Origin of the sequence: Paraglaciecola chathamensis S18K6, assembly GCA_000314955.1 — a bacterium.
Lineage (GTDB): Bacteria > Pseudomonadota > Gammaproteobacteria > Enterobacterales > Alteromonadaceae > Paraglaciecola > Paraglaciecola chathamensis.
Genome location: BAEM01000003.1, coordinates 1 through 19,507, shown reverse-complemented (window position 1 = coordinate 19,507; position 19,507 = coordinate 1). Strand labels below are relative to the sequence as shown.

The following is a 19,507-nucleotide window of genomic DNA, read 5'->3' as shown; positions in this document are numbered from 1 at the left end:
TTTTACGAGCGAAGCCGAAGGGCAAAAACGCGCACGTTAAATGCTTCAAGACGTCGGAGTATAACCATTATGCCTTGTCATACCTAGTATTTAACAATAATTCTCATTAACTTTATTTGTTGTACTGCATTGGTTCTTATCTGCGTGGAATTTAGGTATCATTAGTCTATCTGAAATTAATATTGTACCCATTTGCTATGTTTGAAAATTTAACAGAACGCTTAGGCAAAACGCTCAAAGACATTAGCGGCCGCGGCCGATTAACTGATGACAACATCAAAGACACCTTGCGTGAAGTTCGCATGGCGCTACTTGAAGCCGATGTCGCCTTGCCTGTAGTAAAGAGTTTTATTGAGCAGGTGAAAGTGCGTGCGGTAGGCACCGAGGTTTCGAAAAGCCTAAATCCGGGCCAAGTGTTTATCAAAATCGTGCAAGCGGAATTGGAATCTGTCATGGGGCAGGCCAATGAAGGATTAGATTTAGCTGCCCAGCCGCCAGCTGTTGTTCTAATGGCTGGTTTACAAGGTGCAGGTAAAACCACCAGTGTCGGTAAATTGGCGCGGTATTTAACCGAACGCGAAAAGAAAAAAGTCCTTGTGGTCAGTGCTGATATCTATCGTCCTGCAGCGATTAAGCAACTTGAAACCCTTGCGACAGAAATCGGAGTGGAATGTTTCCCGTCTACGATTGAACAAAAGCCAATTGATATCGTTAACGATGCTGTTGAGCACGCAAAGAAAAAATTCTTTGATGTGTTGCTTGTTGATACCGCCGGCCGTTTACACATTGACGCTGAGATGATGGGAGAAATTAAAGACCTTCATCAAGCTATCAAGCCAATAGAAACGCTGTTTGTGGTAGATGCCATGACAGGACAAGATGCGGCCAATACAGCCAAAGCATTTAACGAAGCATTGCCACTGACCGGGGTTATTTTAACCAAAACCGACGGTGATGCTCGCGGTGGTGCAGCGCTGTCTGTTCGTCATATTACGGGCAAACCGATTAAATTTCTGGGGATGGGAGAGAAAGTCGACGCCCTTGAGCCGTTCCATCCAGAGCGAGTAGCTTCGCGCATACTTGGTATGGGAGATGTGCTTAGTTTAATCGAGGAAGTCGAGCGTAAAGTTGATAAAAACAAAGCGCAACGCCTTGCCAAGAAGGTACAAAAAGGCAAAGGTTTTGATCTGCAAGACTTCAAAGAGCAGTTAGAACAAATGCGTAACATGGGCGGTATGATGTCTATGATGGACAAACTGCCCGGCATGGGGAACATGACTGCTCAGGTAAAAGACAAAGCCAATGACAAGTCGTTTAACCAAATGGAAGCAATCATCAATTCTATGACGCCACTTGAGCGCGCAAAACCTGACACCATAAAAGGCTCACGCAAGCGAAGAATTGCAATGGGCTCAGGCACGCAAATTCAAGACGTAAACCGCTTATTAAAGCAGTTTACGCAGATGCAAAAAATGATGAAAAAAATGTCCGGCGGCGGCATGAAAAAAATGATGCGTAATATGAAAGGTATGATGCCCCCAGGCGGGCCGGGTGGCATGTTTCCTCCGCGCTAAGGCAATCGCTGATCGAAAGTTTATAATAGCTCACATTGTGGGCTATTTTTTTAACGTTAAATTTTACCAAATTGCATTAATTAATTAACCACTGGGCGAAGATTTAAAAGGACTTAATCAAGGCGCTTAAACGATAGCCCTTTATTAAAAACTAACCTGTGCTCTTTCGAGTTTGAGCAACACAGAGTGAGATCTTTTAAAATTCGCCCGAAGGGAATTCCCCAGCGGGTTTTGCACTGCGTTCTCGGTATTTGAAAGGGAACAACCATTACTGCACACCGACGCCTTGTTCAAAACGCGCCGGATGAATTCTGAAAGAACAATGATTTAATGGAATTGGTTTTAATGTAAACCCGCTAGGAGGTGACGAATGAAGTGTGCTGAGCAAGATTACATTGAGATAGCTTGTTTGTATAAAATGCCTATCGCTTTAACGCTAGACAATAGCAATAAGGTTGAAGGGGTAGCAAAGGACACTGTATATAATGAGCATAAAGAAGAATGTATCGTGCTTGATACCGCCGATGGCGAGCTAAGCATTACACTTAATTTAATTCATTCAATGCAAGCCTTGAAAGCAAATCCGCATTTTACTTTAGTTAAATTTACCAAGTGACACGCTAGTTTTACTTGGTGAGAGGTTGACGAAGCGGTACCGATAGAAGCCGCGTTTTTACTAAATCGTTTTCTCCCTTGGCTTTTCTATCTGAAGGTGTAATCTATTATACATAATAATAGCAATATTCTCAGGGTTAGCCTCCTCATATGAATGCATCTCTTTATGCGTGTTAAGCAGACTCAGCAAGTCAAATCCGTATCTCGGGTTACTCCCTTGAAAGCTCAGCAATATCTTGCGCATCAAGGTAAAAAATTGTTGTTTTTTAGTGGTGGCAGCGCATTGCGCGGTTTTTGTCGGCCATTAAGTGCGACAACACATAATTCAGTGCATCTTGTAACGCCGTTTGATTCAGGTGGTAGTTCAGCAACTATTCGGCGACACTTTACGTTACCCGGAGTAGGGGACTTAAGAAATCGCTTACTTGCCCTTAGTCACAACGGAACACGAGAGCAAGACGTTGTCTCTCGGCTGTTGGGGTATCGACTTTCTTCAAGCGCATCTCAGCAAGCACTACGTTCACATTTAAAATTAATGGCTGAAGGAAAAGACCCTCTCGTATCTTCATTACAAGCCAATAAGCGCCAACTTTTTTGTCAAAAAATCGCCCGTGTGCTTCAGTGTTTGCCCCAAGAGTTTGATTTAAAAGGCGCGAGTATTGGTAATTTGCTGTTTGTCGATTCTTACTGTGTTGGCGATGAAAGGCTGCAGTGTGGCATTGATTTTTTTCATCAAATGCTAGATATCCGCGGTACAGTAAGGCCTATTGTCGAAAGTAATTTAAACATAGCGGCAGATTTAAACGACGGTAGCACAGTCGTCGGGCAACACTTATTAACAGCAAAAGAGACGCCAGCGCTGCGCAGTGCAATCACCAAACTTTACTTGTGTGAGAGCGAGGAAAACCCCGAACCAGTCGACTGCTATTTATTAAAGAAAAATCGCCAATATATTGAACAAGCCGATCTGATTTGCTTCCCCCCAGGCAGCTTTTTTACCAGTATTCTAGCCAATCTCTTGCCTGTTGGAGTGGGAGAAGCCGTGGCCAACAACCCTAACCCTAAGGTGTATATTCCTAATCTCGGTCACGATCCTGAACAGCTGGGCATGACGTTAGAAGATTGCATTTTGACTCTATTAAGCTATTTACGTAAGCATACAGAGCAACCACTGAAGCCATCACAATACATCAGTACTATTTTGCTTGATGTAAATGAAAAATATTACGCAGGGGGCATACCATTTGAGCGTTTACGTGAAATGGGGATTAACGTTGTACAACGTGATTTAGTCACCATGCGCAGTGCGCCTTACTACAATGACGACTTATTATTAAAAAATTTGTTAGCTATTGGCAACTAAACTGCGGCACGTTTCGACAGACCTACTCAGGCATGTATTTGCTTGATGCGTGCGACTAAAAAATCCACAGCGGCCTTCACTTTAGGCACCAAATATCGCTGTTTTTGATACAAAAGATAAATACCAAAATCACTGCTCGAGGTAATGTTTACAGTCGGGGTCAGTGTTAATTCTTGCAACTCTTCAGCATCTAGATATTCGTTAAGCAGCCATTTTGGGGCCATCATGATGCCTTGGCCCGCTAATACCTTTCCTAAAAGCCATTTACCATTATTTGAAACAGCGATTGGCGGTGCGGATACATCTTGCCATTGACCATTTATTTCACTTACCCAGCGCAATGGGCCGTTCGGCGTGCGGTAGTACAGTCCTTTATGATTTTTAAGCTCCCAAGGGCAAGTTGGGGTGCCGAATTGCGTTAAGTACTGTTGACTCGCTACGGCCACGAATTGGTTTTCCATCAGTTTAATCGCAACGACTCGTTCGTTCGGTGCATAGCCACCACGTATCGCAATATCGACTTCATCTCGGGTTAATGCCGACAGTTCATCACTAAGACGAACATCAAGCACAATTTGCGGATAGCGCTGTGAAAACTCTTCTAATAAGGGGAACAATATTGGCTCCCCAAATTCTACCATGGCGCTTATTCGAAGTTGTCCTGTGGGCACAGTTTGATAACTACGCACGGTATCGTTGCTGAGCTCGAGTTGTCGAAGAATGTCATTGACCTGTGCGTAATAGGTACGTCCAATTTCTGTCAATTTTACTACTCTAGTCGAACGTTTCAGCAAGGTGGCCCCAAGACTTTTCTCTAAATCAGCCACTCGGCGAGACAGCGAAGAGGCAGGAACGTGAAACGCTTTGGCGGCTTGGGTAAAGTTGCCGGTCTCAACCACTTTGCAGAAGTAGCGAATGGCTCTGAGTTGATCCATAGATCCTCGATAAGCTAGATTATTTCTATTGTTGTCTTTAAGGCAATAAAGATTGGTCGTTTATGGGGGTTATATTAACAAAATAATGCCTAATAATATATTTAACGCTGCTAAAGCAGTGAATATGTCTAAATGTATTAAATTGGAGATAAATTATGTCAACCTATACTGCTGTTAATCTTATTCAACGCCCCGAGCCTGGCCCTATTCCAGCATCAACGTTTGAAGTGGTTGAAAAAGCCATGCCAAGCCCCGGCCCTGGAGAAATCTTAGTAAAACAAACTTACATGTCTCTCGATCCTGCGATGATTGGTTGGATGAGCTCAGATACAAAAAGCTATATTCCACCTGTGGCCCTAGGCGATGTTATGCGTTCCTCAGGTATTGGCGAAGTCATTGAAAGTAACCATCCTGATTTTACCGTGGGCGAAAAGGTAATGGGAATGACCGGCTGGACGGAGTATTTCGTCAGCACAGGTCAAGGTTTAAATAAATTACCGGCTGGTGTCGGTGAAGAGCAAGCTCTATCTGTTTTTGCTTTACCTGGGTTGACCGCCACCCAAGGCTTGTATGGCGTGGCTAAACCGAAAGAGGGGGAAACGATTGTTGTCAGCGGTGCTGCAGGTTCGGTTGGTTCCATTGTTGGGCAGCTAGCAAAAGCAGACGGACTTAGCGTAATCGGTGTGGCAGGCTCTGATGAGAAGTGCCAATGGTTAGTTAACGAGCTGGGCTTTGACGGTGCAATAAACTATAAATCAGATGATATAAACGCCAAATTGACAGAGCTTGCACCTAAAGGTGTTGATATCTTTTTTGAAAACACAGGTGGGGCGATACAGCAGCATATTTTCGAACACATGAATGCCCATGGTCGTATCGCGGTATGCGGCATGATTTCTGATTACGCGACCAGTGAGCCTAGCCCAGGGCCAAATTGGATCCCAATTATTAAGAAGCGTTTGAGTATTCAAGGTTTCACTATGCCTGACCATTATGCCCAAGTGCCTGAGTTATTGGCGAAGTTAACGCCCTATGTGATGAAAGGACAAATTAAACACCGAGCACATGTACTCGATGGCTTAGCATCAGCGGTCGATGGGTTGAATATGTTATTAACTGGCCAAAATAACGGCAAATTGATGGTGAAACTATAAGGTTTAGGCCGTTATGCTGGGTAAATGACGAGAAGCGAGCAGCCAAGCTGCTCGTTGCTTGCACTCTGCTAGTAGCTAATAATTGGCGCCGCTGCTAGCCTAAGCGTTTTATTGAGGGTTGAGCCAATCATGTTGGTTCAACCTTTGCCAGAACCACTGGGCGGCCTTACCTGAGGTTGATTTTTCCTTGGCAAAATAAATTGAAATAGGCGGTCTAGGTAAAGAGGTTGCTTTGGCCACTAAGCTGCCGTCATCTAGAAACGGTTTGGCAATATGAATAGGTAAAAAACCCACCCCAATCCCAGCTGCTTGGGCATGCGCTTTACTATACATACTGCTCACGCGGATTAATTGCTTGTTGTCAAACAAGCCGCTGGTGCGCCCAGGTAATGTACGAGAGCTATCTGCCACAACAATATACGGATATTGACGGATGTGCTGCCCCTCAATTAATCCGATAAAATCCGCCAGTGGATGGTCAGCACTCACTGCAAATACAAATTCTAATTCACCTAAAAGGGCAACGTCGTATTGGCCCTTGGGTAATTCACCTGTCACCCCCAATGCGATATCGGCACGATTTGATTGCAGCGCGTCCCAGCCACCGCCTAACGCTTCTTCGATAACTGTAATTTCGACGTGTTTATCTAATGAACAAAATTGTGAAATCAATTCAATCAGTGGCGCCTCACTAATGATAGTGTCTTTGGCGATCACCAATTTTGATTCCCAACCAGACTCTAACTGTTGAACACGTTCTTCAAGATCACTCGCAGCCCTGAGTATTTCAATGCCTTCGTCGAGTACGAGTTTTCCCGCTGGTGTTAATATGGCTCTTTGCCCTTTTCGGTCAAATAGTGCGACACCCAAATCATTCTCTAACTTGCTGACGGTGTAGGTCAGTGCCGAGGGTACTTTGAATAGTGTTTCAGCAGCAGCTGCAAAACTGCCTTTGTTATGAATAGCCTCGAGTACTCTAAGTGCGTCAAGGGTCACTGCGTGGCGCATATTTTCTCCATAAAACAAAATAAGCTGCCTTGAAGCGGATCAAGGCAGCTAGGTTGGCTTAATTGTACTTTATCTTCATCAAGGAAGGTCAAACATTAAAGCCACACTTGGAACCTTGCTATTGTTTGCTAATAGCAGCGTGTCCAGTTGAGTTACTTGTGCCCCATCCCCAGGGTGCAAACGCTGCTGATTAACTTCAAGTGTGCCGTCAACTAGGTGTAGATAAATATGTCGCTGCTTATCGATGTCAACACGTATGCTGGTTCCAGGCGCTAACCGTACCTGATTTAATCGAGCATCTTGTTTGATTGCCAAGGTGCCATTTTCACCTGTCGGGGTCACAATTTGGGTAAGCCCTTGGTGCTCGCCGAAATTTTTTTGCTGGTAGCTCGGCGTGCCTCCTTTACTGTTAGGTACTATCCAAATCTGCAATAAATGCAACGGCTCACTTTGTGAGGCATTGTATTCACTGTGTGTCACGCCAGTACCGGCAGACATCAGCTGAAACTCACCAGCAGGCATGTTAATCACATTGCCCATACTGTCTTTATGGGCAATCACGCCTTGGGTCACAAAGCTAATGATCTCCATATCTTTGTGCCCGTGAGTACCAAAGCCTGCACCTGGCTCTATTTCATCATCGTTGATCACGCGAAGTGCCGAGTAACCCATATACTTTGGATCGTGATATGAGCCAAACGAGAAGGTATGCTTGCTATCTAACCATCCAAAGTTTGCATGTCCGCGATCTGCTGCTAATCGGATATCAATCATGGTGTCCTCCGTCAGTGTTTAATCAAAAGTAACTTGTATCAAAAGTAAGCCCCATCGAACCGATGTTTTATCCAGGATAAGTTCCTTCGAAAATAAGCGTCGTTGGGGAAAAAGTCGTGGAAAAAGTGTTATGGAAAAAAGCGCCGCTATTGCTCACTACGCGCGGCTATAGCGGAATCAATTGATGATTTACCTGCGCCAGAAAACATCAAGGACACAGATGCAGCCAGTAAGGCTAAGGCGTATTCATAACCGTTATTTGCCATAAATAACCCATTGCTAATGTGCACGCTAAAAATAGCGACTAGCATAGTAATAGCGAGAACCACTGCCGCGGGGCGTGTTAACAAACCAACAAGTAACGCTATGCCGCCAAAGAACTCGGCACTACCAGCTAAAAAGGCAAGTGTGTAGCCAGGCTCTAAGCCAATAGATGCCATCCATTGGCCGGTGCCTTCAAGGCCATACCCGCCAAAGGCTCCGAATAACTTCTGGGCCCCATGAGCAATAAAAATAATGCCTACTGGAATTCTCAGTGCTAGTGCTGACAAGCCCGCTTGAGATGAGAGTAATTTGTTCAAAAATGTGCTTTTCATGATGCTTCCTCAAAATATTTGATGTTAATAGTGTTCAATCTTATCAATCTGCCATGCATTTTAGTCTTATTAACTATTAAGCTGCGGCGATGGGGTAAATGTACCTCGCCTATAAAAGAAATGAAATTAGAATGATTTGAGATGTTCATTCAAAAAATTTGAACTACCTGGAATGCTTAGTAATTAAAGTAGCGAGAGCAAGGTAGACGAGGCCAAACGCAAAACACAAAAGACCAAGAAATGACGAGTACGCTAGCGCTATTTTACGGCGAATTTTCAATGTAGCCTATTTCTACTATGACAAGGGGCCAACTGGACAACTGGACAAGGAGATATGTGGAGAAAAGTATAAGTAAACTGTTGAGGGAGTTATATTTACCGAGATAAGTATGTTGCTGGGTTAGGTATGTTTTCGATTAGATAGCTGGACCGATTAAACATGTTTGGTAGCTCAGATAATACGCTACCAGTGTCTTATGCATAACGCAGGCGCCTAAGGCACCTACGTTGTAAGAGAGCTATTACGTACCCATTTATTCGCCAAACGCCCCTGCGGCACCTGGAAATACAACGGGGCTTTCTGCGCCATCTTGACTCACACTGGCCACACCAAAGAAGTAGTTGTCGATCACTATATTGTCTAACGTGTAGCTATTCACATTGCCCACAAAACGACTGAACTGCCATTGCGGTGCATCTGTGTAACGCCAATAGATTTTATAGCCTTTAAGTTGTGGATTTTGTTTAGGATCTAGCGCTTGCCAATTTAAGGTGGTGCTTGGTTTGACAGCGCCATTAATCTCTACTTTCGCAGGAGGGGCGGGAGCCCATGCCATACCAGCAAGCGATACTGCGTTAAGCGCAGTCAGCTTTGCCGCATACTCAAAGTTAACCCCTTCGATAGTATCCCCATAATCGATACCGTTTTCACTGCGAATGTCTTGGTGTTGACGATTGTAATTCTCGTTGGTTTCCATAATTCGCACACCCGGATAACCCAAGTCATTGAATGGTCTATGGTGACCGCCGCGACCAAATCTATCTAATCGATAAATAACCATGGTATCTAAATTTGGAATGTAGCGATCTGCCATCAGGTCTATATAACGGGCTAAATTGCGACTTGGTGAGTCAACTTCGCCACCTGTAAAGCGTCGAACTCGGGCTTCTTCAGGTGTCTCTGTTTGGCGGGTGCCTTCAGCGAATATGCGGGCAGTGGTGTTGTTAATCACCCCGTTAATGCCTTCTATGTTGCCAATCATGTCGTTGTTCAGCACGGCTTTGATGCGCCAACCGTCTTTTTGAGCTTGTTCGGCCAGTATTTTACCTCCGAATAATCCTTGCTCTTCACCTGCTAACGCTGCGTACACTATGCTGCCATTGAATTTATACTTTGATAACACGCGAGCTGCTTCTAAAGTCCCTGCGACACCAGACGCGTTGTCATTAGCACCAGGGGAAATAGAGGTGCTGTTCATTACGTCAGAGACCCGAGAGTCAATATCGCCAGACATCAACACATAGCGATTTGGATCGTGACTTCCGCGCTGTACAGCGATAACACTGACCACCTCGGTAGCGTCAGGAATTCGCGTTTCACCACTGATGGTTTTCGCTTGAAAATAGACCTCTAAACAGCCACCGCAGGCTTGGGATATCTGTTCAAACTCATTTTTTATCCAGCGCCGTGCAGCGCCAATTCCTTGGGTATCTGATTCGGTTTCAGATAACGTATGGCGAGTGCCAAAGCCGACTAAAGTTCGAATATCGGCCTCAATACGTTCAGGTGAGACAGCTTTGGCGATATCATGCAGTTTTGCTTGGTCTTGATAGTCAGTGGTGCTCTGGGCCAAGCTCATAGTGCTGGTCAAACTGAGAGCCAACATGACACTGGCGACATGGAAGTGTTTCATTCATACCTCTTCTTATTATATGTATAACATTGCTTCGCATAATATCGTTATTCTATCATCGAAGTATCACAATGCGCTCAGTCCCCGAGATTTAAAGACGAATACCAATGCAATCTTAGGTTTATACAATAATTAATCTAAAGTGTTCTGTTGGTATGTTTCGGCGCATTGGTTTTAATGTTGGCATAAAAGATCGTCTAGCGATTAAAAAGACACGCTATTGCGCATATTCCAATGACTCGGTATTAAAGTGAATTTGAAGCAAAGACGCAGAGTTATCTATTTCTAATGTCGCTAAACCATTAATGACTAAGGTACCAAGAATACGTACATTTTCGCCAATATGTACTCGTGGTAGCGTATTTGTCAGTTGAACGTGACATGCATCACCCTCGTGACAATGACTTAGAGCGTTTGGATAGCCAAGGACCACGTCTCCGTATATCAATGTATTTCCACTGAGAGATATGTCGCCGTATTGGCTTTTAATATCTCCTGCCACTGTCACACTATCGAGTAAAACCTTGCCTTTGTGCGTGCTGATGGAGCCCGCCACAACACTGTTGGCTCCTAGGGTAATGTTGCCACTATCTGTAAAAATACTTGATGAAACATAAAGTTCAAACGGGCTATAAATATTCCCGTTCACTGATGATATGCGCCTGACCGATGTGCCTGAAGGTAGGCCGACGTGAGCAACGTTAGACTGAATTGATTGCGTGGCAAAGTACGCCAGGCCGAGTTCGGTATTTCTTTGATTAAAAACCTCGGGGCTCTTACTCAAATGTACGGGGCTTAAATGTGTGCGAGGAGCCTGTAAAGTCGGATGCGCTGTATGCGTTGTTGGACTAAATGCCAATACACTTAGTACTGATATGACAGGTAGAATAGCCATGATCCCTCATTGTGTGTTCAATGTTTATTATGATGAGTAGGCAGTTGCTATGCCAATTATCCAACTTATTGTTTTTAATAGTTATTTGTTGTTTTCAGACAGCTAAAATAATGTGGGTTTACAGATTTTTTGTGAGATTAACTAAAAGTTAGTCAAATATTAACTGATATTATTTAAATTTTACTGAAATTAAGCGCGTGTAACATCTTGATGAAATTGAACAGGAAAAAGTGCTAATAACGTGTATATATTAACTATGACGTACTTTCATGTTCTGCGTAAGCTAAGTGTCATGGCACTAAATATAGGTGCACACTTTCGTTTATTAAGCCTTCTTTTGATAGGGTTTGGTTTGTTTAGCTACTCTGTATCTGCCCAGCCATTAGACCGCTGCCAATTATTGAGTGATAACAACAAGACTAAGGTGTCAGACTTAACACTTGCCGCTGCGCTTAGCCTTCCAGTTACGCAGTTTGATAATCTATTTTCATTTCAATGCTCCCTTGAACAACCGCGAGTGTTAATGACTAAAGATGGCTTTATTCGACACAGTGTCCTGCTGATAAATGGCGTTGAGCAGCGCGCATTGGCTGCAAATCAACTCGCTTACGCGTTGCCACAAGGAAATTTTAAGCTTGCTTTTCAAATCGATGCTGAGAAAGATTTTACCGCCAGTTTACGCCTACAAAGCTGGCGCGATTACGCGCTAGTGGGGCAGCAACACAATTTGTTGCTAGGGTTGTTTTTTGGCTTGTGCATCACGCTGGTTTTCTATTTGTTCTTTATGGGACGTAGCCTTAACGACGAGCGTTTTCATTACTATTGTTATTACGTGCTTTGCGCCGGTGTATTCTTTCTTTTGCAAGAAGGAAACCTCGATCTTTTCCTCAATGGCAGCTCATTTAATAATCGTTCAGTTAATTTACTTTTTGCTGGATTGACGGTTTTCAGTGGCACCATTTTCGTGGTCGCCTTGCTTGATTTACAGCGTCGCTGGCCTCGATTTACCCGTTTTACAGTTGTCTATCCTGCGGCATTTGTCTTAGCTATATCTATCGCGTTGCAGTTTATAGCAAGGGGGCAATTATTCTCTTGGCTTTCTTCAGTGATGTCGATTATCACTATGCTGCTGATGCTGTGTACCTTTGCGTTAATTGGTTACGCTTCTTATTTACGGGTTCATACAGCCCGTTTAGTGCTATTGGCATCTTGCATCGTATGTTGTGCCATGGTCTTTCGCTTATGGTTCGGCGACGTGAGTCCTTTTATTGAGCGCTACGGTTTAATCTACTCATTTGCAATTGAGAGTTTTTTACTGGCGATAGCCACATCGGAGCGGATCAAGCGGATTAACAACGATAAAATATTTGCTCAGGCGCAGGCTATGACCGACTCCCTCTGTGAAGTATTAAACAGGCGAGGATGGGAAAACGCCGCGCAAAAAATGCTTAGTGAACATCAAGCGAACGGCGGGGTGTTATGCTTGTTGTATATTGATTTGGATAATTTCAAACAAATAAATGACAGCTATGGCCACAAAGCGGGAGACGAAGTTTTACAAATTATCGCTAAAATTATTCGCAAGCAAATGCGCGACCAAGACGCAGTAGGGCGCCTAGGGGGAGATGAATTCGTGGGATTGGCGCGATTTGAGGATGAGTCTTTACCAATGGCGCTTAAGGCGAGAATGACTCAGCGTCTTCACAATATAAAAATCAGCACTGACAGTGTGCAAATTAAGGTAAATGCCAGTGTAGGCTGCGTGACTTTTGCTCACAGTGACATCAGCGTTAGCGATATGCTGCATAAAGCAGATCATGCGATGTACATTCGTAAAAGAGAAAAGCAAAGTACAATTTAACCTCTGCTTGCTTGTCGTAAATCTTTGCCAATATACTGTTAAACATTTTGTAAACGACAGTGAGGTCTTGCGTGTTAACTACTGAACAAAAGCAACTTTTTCAAACTAATGGATACGTGGTGCTCAGCGAATACTTTTCAGCGGCAGATATGCAATCCTTGAAAAGTGAAGCGCAAGCGATAGTGGAGCAATTCGATCCGAATTCAACTCGCGCTGTATTTTCTACCCAAGATCAAAGTAAATCTCGAGATGATTATTTTTTGCAATCAGGCGATAAAATTCGCTGTTTTTTTGAAGAAGAGGCCTTCAACGAAAGCGGTGAATTACAGCAAGAAAAAGCAGTTAGCATCAATAAAATTGGTCACGCATTACATACTTTGAACCCCGTGTTTAAAAAATTCAGTCACGACCCTCGTATTCGCCAAGTCGCCAACGATGTTGGTTTGCTGGCGCCACAAATTCACCAGTCTATGTATATTTTCAAACAACCAAAGATTGGCGGGGTGATCCGCTGGCATCAAGACGGTACCTATTTTTTAAGTGATCCTTTGTCCGTGGTGACATTCTGGATTGCAGTGGAAGACGCTACGATTGAAAATGGTTGTTTACAAGTTAAAGCTGACGGCAGCGATACGCCACTGCGCGAGCAATTTATGCGCTTTGCTAATGACAGCACAGAGCTAAAGGTGCTGGATGACACGCCTTGGCCGAAAGATGAAGACGCTAGACCCCTTGAAGTTAAAAAAGGCTCGCTGGTGGTTTTTGACGGTTTACTGCCACATTTTAGCGCGCCAAATCGCTCAGCTAAATCGCGCCACGCGTTCACACTGCACGTGACCTGCGCCACGACTCAATATGATCCGTTAAATTGGCTGCAAGCTGAGCCGAGCCCATTGTAAGGGGGGAATTAACTGCGATATAGGGTTTTGATGAGGTGGAAACCGAATTGAGTTTTCACTGGGCCATGTATGGTTAAAATGTCCTTTTTAAACACCACGTTATCAAATGCCTTGACCATAGTACCCGGGCTAAATTCACCCAAATCGCCGCCTTTTTTACCTGATGGGCAAAGTGAATGCTTTTTCGCTAGTTGCTGAAAGTTCGCACCTTTGTCCAATTGCGCTTTAAGTTGCTGTGCTTCTTTTTCCGTTTTGACCAATATGTGACATGCACCTGCTTTCATTGTTTATCACCTTTTATTCTGCTCGCTATGTGGGCACGTGGGGAAATGTGCTTTGCTTCGTGCTCGGTTGGAATAGTTGGGTATTGTGCCACGCTTGATGCATTTGAAACAGAAAAAGCAAGTGAATTAAGGATGCAAAACCTTCTCCTGCTATACACAAAACCTATAAGCTAAACGCCTAAGGTATCGGATATTCTTCGCGTTTCAGTTACTATAAATGGGTCAATGGCGAAATGCCCTAACAGCAGCCGAGTTGGCGTGTATAGCGGGGCAAATATACTGCTTATCAAATGGTAAGTTGAATCTGTGAAAGACAATCAAAAAAGGAGCGAAGGTGTTTGCGTTATCCGATAGAAGCTTAAAAGGGCAAGTCTCTGACCTTGAGTGGCAAACTCGAGTAGATCTTGCTGCCTGTTACCGTTTAGTGGCTGATGCCCGCTGGGGAGATCTCATTTACACCCACATCTCAGCACGTATTCCTGGGACGGACGAATACCTGATTAATCCTTTTGGGCTGACTTTCGAAGAGGTTACCGCGTCTAATTTAGTCAAAGTAGACTTAGACGGTAATATTCTTGATGACTCAAAATACACCATTAATCCTGCAGGCTTCACTATTCACAGCGCAATACATGAAGTGCGTCATGACGCCCAGTGCGTGATACATTTACACACTAAAGCCACCATTAGTGTTGCCAGTTTGCAAGGCGGTTTGCAGCCTTGGAGTCAATATGCCATGTTCTCGTTGTCATCAATGAGCTATCACGAATATGAAGGCCTTGCGGTAAATGCTGATGAGAAAAAGCGCTTGCAAGATGATTTAGCTAGCAACAATCATATGTTGTTGCACAACCATGGTGGCCTAACGTTAGGTCCGACTGTGGGGGACGCTTTTATGCGTTTTTATGACTTGCAGCGCGCCTGTGAAATTCAAATGGATCTGTTACAAGCAAATCAGTCTGTTATTGAAATACCGCAAGCGATTGTCGATGGGATCTATGCCCAAGCTAATGTGGTACATAGTGGGCAAACTGGTGGCCAAAAAGCCTGGCCGGCTATGCTACGCAAAGCCTATAAACTCGATCCGTTATTCTGTGAATAATCCCCGATATTACTCAATTTATTAAAATTTACTTTCAGGAACAGCATAAATGAAAATTACTCGCGTCGAAATTTTTGATATTGAATGCCCTAAACGCCCAGTGTGGAACCCGGTTTTTATTCGTATCCATACGGATGAAGGCATCGCTGGGGTTGGCGAAGCGGGCCTTGCATACGACTGGGGACACAGCGCTGCTGCGCATATGATCAAAGAAATCGCTGAGGCATTATTAATCGGTTTTAATCCAGTCAACACAGAATTGTTGTGGAGCAAAATGCTCAGAGAAGGGTTCTGGGGTTTAGGTGGCGGCCCAGTATTTTATGCTGCCATGAGTGCGATAGATACGGCACTTTGGGACATTAAAGCCAAAGCGCTAAATGTACCTTTGTACCAATTGCTGGGTGGTAAAACAAACGGCAAATTGCGTACTTATGCCAGTCAGTTACAGTTCGATTGGGACAAAGAAGTAACGCGTTTGAATGATCCGGTTGACTACGGGCGTGCAGCAGAAAAAGCCGTCGCCGAAGGCTATGATGCAGTAAAAGTAGACCCAATCGTGTATGACAAAACCGGAGCAGGGCACTTTGACCGTACCAAGTTATTTACCCAGCCTGAAATGCGTTTATTTAGAGCACGACTGCAAGCCATCCGCGACGCAGTAGGCGATGACGTAGATATTATTTTTGAATGCCACAGTCTACCTGGGGTGGCCACGGCCATTCAGCTAGGTGAAATGGTAGAAGACATCGGCTGTTTGTATTACGAAGAGCCAGTGAATTACTTAAACTCTAAGTTACACGATAAGGTCGCAAAGCGCGTCAATGTGCCCATAGCCGGTGGCGAGCGCTTATATAACCGTTGGGGTGTTAGACCCTATCTAGAAGACCAGAGCTTAGACGTATTACAGCCCGATATCGGTTTATGTGGTGGTTTTACCGAAGCGAAAAAAGTGTGCGACTATGCTGATGTGTACGACGTGCGCATTCAGGCCCATGTATGCGGTGGTCCTGTAGCAACGGCGGCGAGTTTGCATCTAGAAACGGCCATTCCCAACTTTTTAATTCACGAGCACCATACCTACGCCATTAAAGACTGGAACCGCGAATTGTGTATTCAAGATCCACAGCCGGTAAATGGCTTCTTTGAAGTCACTGAAACTCCAGGAATTGGTATCGATCTGAACGACGAAATCGTTTATCGCTCACCGCATATGGAAGTGAAATAAACCTCGCAAGCCTAGCACAAGCGCACAGTGCCACCATTCAGAGGCACTGTGCTGAATAATTCAGTACTCTTCTTTTATCGATTTAACCTTCTGCTGTTAGTGACGTCATTCTTTGTTCAGTTCGTTCTGAACAAGTGTACTTTTGACGCTTTTCTGCACTGTAAAAAGGCGAAATTTCGACTTAGCTCCTACACTTAACTTTCTTACTTCATGGCTTAATTCGTTGTAGATGCATTGCTAGCCATAGGAGCGGCGAAAAGAATGATAAAAGGGAGAATCAGATGTTAAGACGTCAATTTTTACATGCATTAGGATTGAGCGCAGGGGCAGGTTTGGTCAGCATATCGTCTGTATTAAAAGCGGGACCAAAAACAGCACCTAAGGTAGCAGACGCAAATAATGCTCTTGAGCCGGGAGATTGGCAGGCGCTGCGTAACTTATTTCCACTAACACGAGATTACATCCAGTTATCTACTTTTTTATTAGCTTCTCATCCCAAACCTGTATCCCAAGCCATCGAAAAGCACAGACAAGCATTTGATGAGAACCCGTCCGATTATTGGCATCAGCACTTTCTTACCATTGACGGTGAAATAATGCAGGCTGCCGCTGACTATATGGGAGGTGAAGCACAACACATCGCCTTAACAGACAGCACAACCATGGGGCTGGGCCTGATCTACAGTGGGCTAAAACTTCAACCTGGGGATGAGATACTGCAAACTGTGCATGATCATTACTCTACTGATATGTCGTTAGCGCATCGTGCCAATCGCACAGGGGCACAAGTAAAGCGCATAGCATTGTACGATCAGCCTTCACGAGTAAGTGTTGCCGATGTGCAAACGCGTTTGCGCGACGCTATCACTGATAAAACAAGAGTGGTGGCTGCTACATGGGTGCATTCATCCACTGGCGTAAAGCTGCCTATTCGGGCTATGGCAGACATTATTACTAAGCTAAACCGTCAGCGTAAAGTTGACCAACAAATACTATTTTGTGTTGATGGTGTTCATGGTTTTGGCATAGAAGATCAAGATATTAGTCAGTTGGGCTGTGACTTTTTTGTTGCCGGCACTCACAAGTGGATCTTTGGGCCAAGGGGCACAGGCGTGGTGTGGGGAAATGAACGAGCATGGGCCCAAAGCGAACCTGTTATTCCCAGCTTCGGAGCGTCTTACGATGTTTGGCTGGGGTCAACGACGCAAGATAAAGTGCCAATTGGCGAGCATATGTCTCCTGGAGGCTTTCACTCTTTCGAGCACCGCTGGGCATTGCCTGAGGCATTTAAATTACACCTTCAATTAGGCAAGGCAAACGTGCAAAAGCGTATTCATCAATTAAACACGCAAACTAAACAAGGCCTAGCAAAAATGCCTCATGTGACTTTGTATACACCGAGTGACAGTTCACTTTCATCTGGCTTAGTGTGTTTTGATGTGAAAGGGGTAGCGCCCGAAACAGTGGTAGAAAAGATGCACGCCAAAGGCATTATCATGAGCAGCACACCTTATCGTCAAAGCTACGCACGCTTTGCACCGTCACTGCTTAATAACGAACAAGAAATAGAATTGGCGCTGGCTGAGATCCGAGCTCTTGCGTAATGTGGTGTATATTATTAACGCGCTTGCTGTGACCTGATTGTAGATTTCAATACGATGTGAAGCATTTAACAACGAGACGTATTCAATAACGAGACGTATCCAATAACGAGAATGGGCAATCAGTTTTTATGCTGGCTTAACACGCCAAATTTCTTCGCATGGGCTTTTTTATAAGCCTCATCAGCGCTATTAAATTCTTGTAATGATTTGGCAAAATCATCATTCTTTTCAAGAAGGCCGTTAATTTTTTCCAATAAATCTTTTTTTCTATACGTTTGTTCTTGGCTTCCCATGAGAGCGATTGCATATGCTCCGGTCTTGTTCCCTTTGGATACTTCTTCGTCTACTATTTCTCGGATAATACGCCATTCAAATTGGTTTTTGCACACTTCCTTTCGAATGTGGGAGCCAGTGGCGACTTGTTTTTTACATACGAAATGTAAATCTTCATCGTCAATTAAATCGTTAAACTTATGCATAAAAGCGAAACGCTTTTCGTGTCGTAACTTTAAAAGAGAACTTAATGGTTTAGAACCAAGCACTTCTACTCTCTCAATGTCTTCACTAGCTGATTTTTCATTTTGGTATGCTTGCTGAGCAGAGGCGTAAGCTAGTGGAATTGTAAACAGTATAAACATAAGATTGAATTTTCTAAGAATAATGACCAACACGTTTTACTTTCCAATTGCAAAATTGCTTGTACGCTACTAGCGTACAAGCCTGTTAATAGAGCTAATATCCGCCGTGTAGCTCATAAACAAGGCTCCCAAGTCTGGGTAACTTGGTCGTGGCTCTGCACGTAAGTCACGCCTCCCTCTGCTCGAGGGCTGGGGAGCACTACAACACAAGTAGTTGAACTTGTGCGAGAGATGCTAGCTGGACACTCAGGGTAGTAACTATCACCAGTCAAAGTGTTTTCGACGGGTTCTTGAAATTTACCCGACGGCATATATCCACAAATCTTAGTAAATGCTTGGTTTGCAATTACTATTGGCAGGGGGCAGATAAAGCAAAAAATAGAAGTTTACTAACTTTAAACGTAATACATTCCTTATATCATTTGAGACGCTCCATATAATGAGTAAAATAATACTCATTCCGTAAGCCGTCTTTGTCAAGCAAAATCAGCCGTGTAAATGCGGCGGCAAATTTGTTTGATTCATGCCGCCCGAAACAGTGGTAGAAAAGATGCACGCCAAAGGCATTATCATGAGCAGCACACCTTATCGTCAAAGCTACGCACGCTTTGCACCGTCACTGCTTAATAACGAACAAGAAATAGAGCAGGCACTGGCAGAAGTTAGCGCTTTGGCCTAGCGCTAACATGTGTAATACCAATCCGCATTAATAAGTGACCTCCTCAGAATGCGTCCAGCGGTTTTTGATTAAGGCGTCGCTATGAAGTAATGGTTGTTCCCTTTCGAATAGTGAGAACGCAGAGCAAAAGCCGCTGGGGCATTCCTTGCAGGCGAGTTTTAAAAGGGCTTACACTGCGTTGCATGACTTCGAAAGAGAACAACTATTCATTCAGTCATGCGCCTTGTTTAAGCCCTTTTAAACTCTCGCTGAGTCATCACTTATGAACGTGGAATGGTATAATTGAAAAATATCTATAAACAGCAAAAATAAAAAAAGGGGATGATATAAATATCATCCCCTTTTTGCTTCCCCGCCTGCTGTTATGCGGCGTTATTTTGCGGCTGAG

17 protein-coding genes and 1 pseudogene are annotated in these 19,507 nt (G+C 44.1%); 10 read left to right on the top strand and 8 right to left on the bottom strand.

Annotated elements, in window-relative coordinates; genetic code table 11:
* Window positions 1-197 precede the first annotated feature (197 nt).
* From ffh to GCHA_RS00415, 3 genes are all read left to right on the top strand, one after another.
* On the top strand, window positions 198-1,574 hold the full coding sequence (gene ffh, locus GCHA_RS00425; protein WP_007983946.1) for a signal recognition particle protein: 1,377 nt from the start codon (window positions 198-200) through the stop codon (window positions 1,572-1,574).
* 370 nt (window positions 1,575-1,944) lie between these two features.
* The gene (locus tag GCHA_RS00420) at window positions 1,945-2,190 is read left to right on the top strand and encodes a Rho-binding antiterminator (RefSeq protein WP_007983945.1); all 246 of its coding nucleotides are present in this window, start codon (window positions 1,945-1,947) and stop codon (window positions 2,188-2,190) included.
* Window positions 2,191-2,355: 165 nt separating this feature from the next.
* Window positions 2,356-3,552 carry a GAK system CofD-like protein gene (locus GCHA_RS00415; RefSeq protein WP_007983944.1) on the top strand — a complete coding sequence of 399 codons (1,197 nt, stop codon included), beginning with the start codon at window positions 2,356-2,358 and terminating at the stop codon, window positions 3,550-3,552.
* 26 nt (window positions 3,553-3,578) lie between these two features.
* Here GCHA_RS00415 and GCHA_RS00410 read toward each other — a convergent pair whose 3' ends face one another.
* Complete coding sequence (locus GCHA_RS00410; protein ID WP_007983943.1) at window positions 3,579-4,487, bottom strand: LysR family transcriptional regulator; 909 nt, start codon at window positions 4,485-4,487, stop codon at window positions 3,579-3,581.
* A gap of 155 nt (window positions 4,488-4,642) precedes the next feature.
* Here GCHA_RS00410 and GCHA_RS00405 point away from each other — a divergent pair, with 155 nt between their 5' ends.
* Window positions 4,643-5,641, top strand: coding sequence for an NADP-dependent oxidoreductase (locus GCHA_RS00405; RefSeq protein ID WP_007983942.1), 999 nt, complete (start codon window positions 4,643-4,645; stop codon window positions 5,639-5,641).
* Between the two features lie 108 nt (window positions 5,642-5,749).
* Here GCHA_RS00405 and GCHA_RS00400 read toward each other — a convergent pair whose 3' ends face one another.
* The 5 genes from GCHA_RS00400 to GCHA_RS00380 form a co-directional block, all read right to left on the bottom strand.
* A complete protein-coding gene (locus GCHA_RS00400) occupies window positions 5,750-6,649 on the bottom strand; it encodes a LysR family transcriptional regulator (protein ID WP_007983941.1) in 900 nt (299 codons plus the stop codon).
* 78 nt (window positions 6,650-6,727) lie between these two features.
* Window positions 6,728-7,423 (bottom strand): pirin family protein, encoded by a 696-nt coding sequence (locus tag GCHA_RS00395; RefSeq protein WP_007983940.1) that lies wholly within the window; start codon window positions 7,421-7,423, stop codon window positions 6,728-6,730.
* Between the two features lie 146 nt (window positions 7,424-7,569).
* Complete coding sequence (locus tag GCHA_RS00390; RefSeq protein WP_007983939.1) at window positions 7,570-8,019, bottom strand: DoxX family protein; 450 nt, start codon at window positions 8,017-8,019, stop codon at window positions 7,570-7,572.
* A 533-nt stretch (window positions 8,020-8,552) separates the two neighbouring features.
* Window positions 8,553-9,932 (bottom strand): M28 family metallopeptidase, encoded by a 1,380-nt coding sequence (locus GCHA_RS00385; RefSeq protein WP_007983938.1) that lies wholly within the window; start codon window positions 9,930-9,932, stop codon window positions 8,553-8,555.
* Window positions 9,933-10,149: 217 nt separating this feature from the next.
* Window positions 10,150-10,827 carry a hypothetical protein gene (locus tag GCHA_RS00380; protein ID WP_039991890.1) on the bottom strand — a complete coding sequence of 226 codons (678 nt, stop codon included), beginning with the start codon at window positions 10,825-10,827 and terminating at the stop codon, window positions 10,150-10,152.
* Between the two features lie 292 nt (window positions 10,828-11,119).
* Here GCHA_RS00380 and GCHA_RS00375 point away from each other — a divergent pair, with 292 nt between their 5' ends.
* A complete protein-coding gene (locus tag GCHA_RS00375; protein ID WP_007983934.1) occupies window positions 11,120-12,688 on the top strand; it encodes a GGDEF domain-containing protein in 1,569 nt (522 codons plus the stop codon).
* A gap of 71 nt (window positions 12,689-12,759) precedes the next feature.
* Window positions 12,760-13,587: a phytanoyl-CoA dioxygenase family protein gene (locus tag GCHA_RS00370; RefSeq protein ID WP_007983932.1), complete on the top strand. Its 828-nt coding sequence runs from the start codon at window positions 12,760-12,762 to the stop codon at window positions 13,585-13,587.
* 8 nt (window positions 13,588-13,595) lie between these two features.
* On the opposite strand, the gene GCHA_RS00365 is transcribed toward GCHA_RS00370, so the two are convergent.
* Entirely contained in the window at window positions 13,596-13,871 is a 276-nt protein-coding gene (locus GCHA_RS00365) for a peptidylprolyl isomerase (protein WP_007983930.1), read from the bottom strand.
* 334 nt (window positions 13,872-14,205) lie between these two features.
* On the opposite strand from GCHA_RS00365, the gene GCHA_RS00360 reads away from it, so the two are divergent.
* The 3 genes from GCHA_RS00360 (at window position 14,206) to GCHA_RS00350 (ending at window position 17,802) form a co-directional block, all read left to right on the top strand.
* Window positions 14,206-14,973, top strand: a complete 768-nt coding sequence (locus GCHA_RS00360; RefSeq protein WP_007983926.1) for a class II aldolase/adducin family protein — start codon at window positions 14,206-14,208, stop codon at window positions 14,971-14,973.
* Between the two features lie 49 nt (window positions 14,974-15,022).
* The gene (locus tag GCHA_RS00355) at window positions 15,023-16,198 is read left to right on the top strand and encodes a mandelate racemase/muconate lactonizing enzyme family protein (RefSeq protein ID WP_007983924.1); all 1,176 of its coding nucleotides are present in this window, start codon (window positions 15,023-15,025) and stop codon (window positions 16,196-16,198) included.
* A gap of 281 nt (window positions 16,199-16,479) precedes the next feature.
* Window positions 16,480-17,802: an aminotransferase class V-fold PLP-dependent enzyme gene (locus GCHA_RS00350; protein ID WP_007983920.1), complete on the top strand. Its 1,323-nt coding sequence runs from the start codon at window positions 16,480-16,482 to the stop codon at window positions 17,800-17,802.
* 119 nt (window positions 17,803-17,921) lie between these two features.
* On the opposite strand, the gene GCHA_RS00345 is transcribed toward GCHA_RS00350, so the two are convergent.
* Window positions 17,922-18,473, bottom strand: a complete 552-nt coding sequence (locus tag GCHA_RS00345; protein ID WP_007983914.1) for a hypothetical protein — start codon at window positions 18,471-18,473, stop codon at window positions 17,922-17,924.
* Between the two features lie 496 nt (window positions 18,474-18,969).
* On the opposite strand from GCHA_RS00345, the pseudogene GCHA_RS22830 reads away from it, so the two are divergent.
* Window positions 18,970-19,119 (top strand): annotated as a pseudogene (locus tag GCHA_RS22830) (aminotransferase class V-fold PLP-dependent enzyme); the annotation flags it as partial.
* Between the last annotated feature and the right edge of the window lie 388 nt (window positions 19,120-19,507).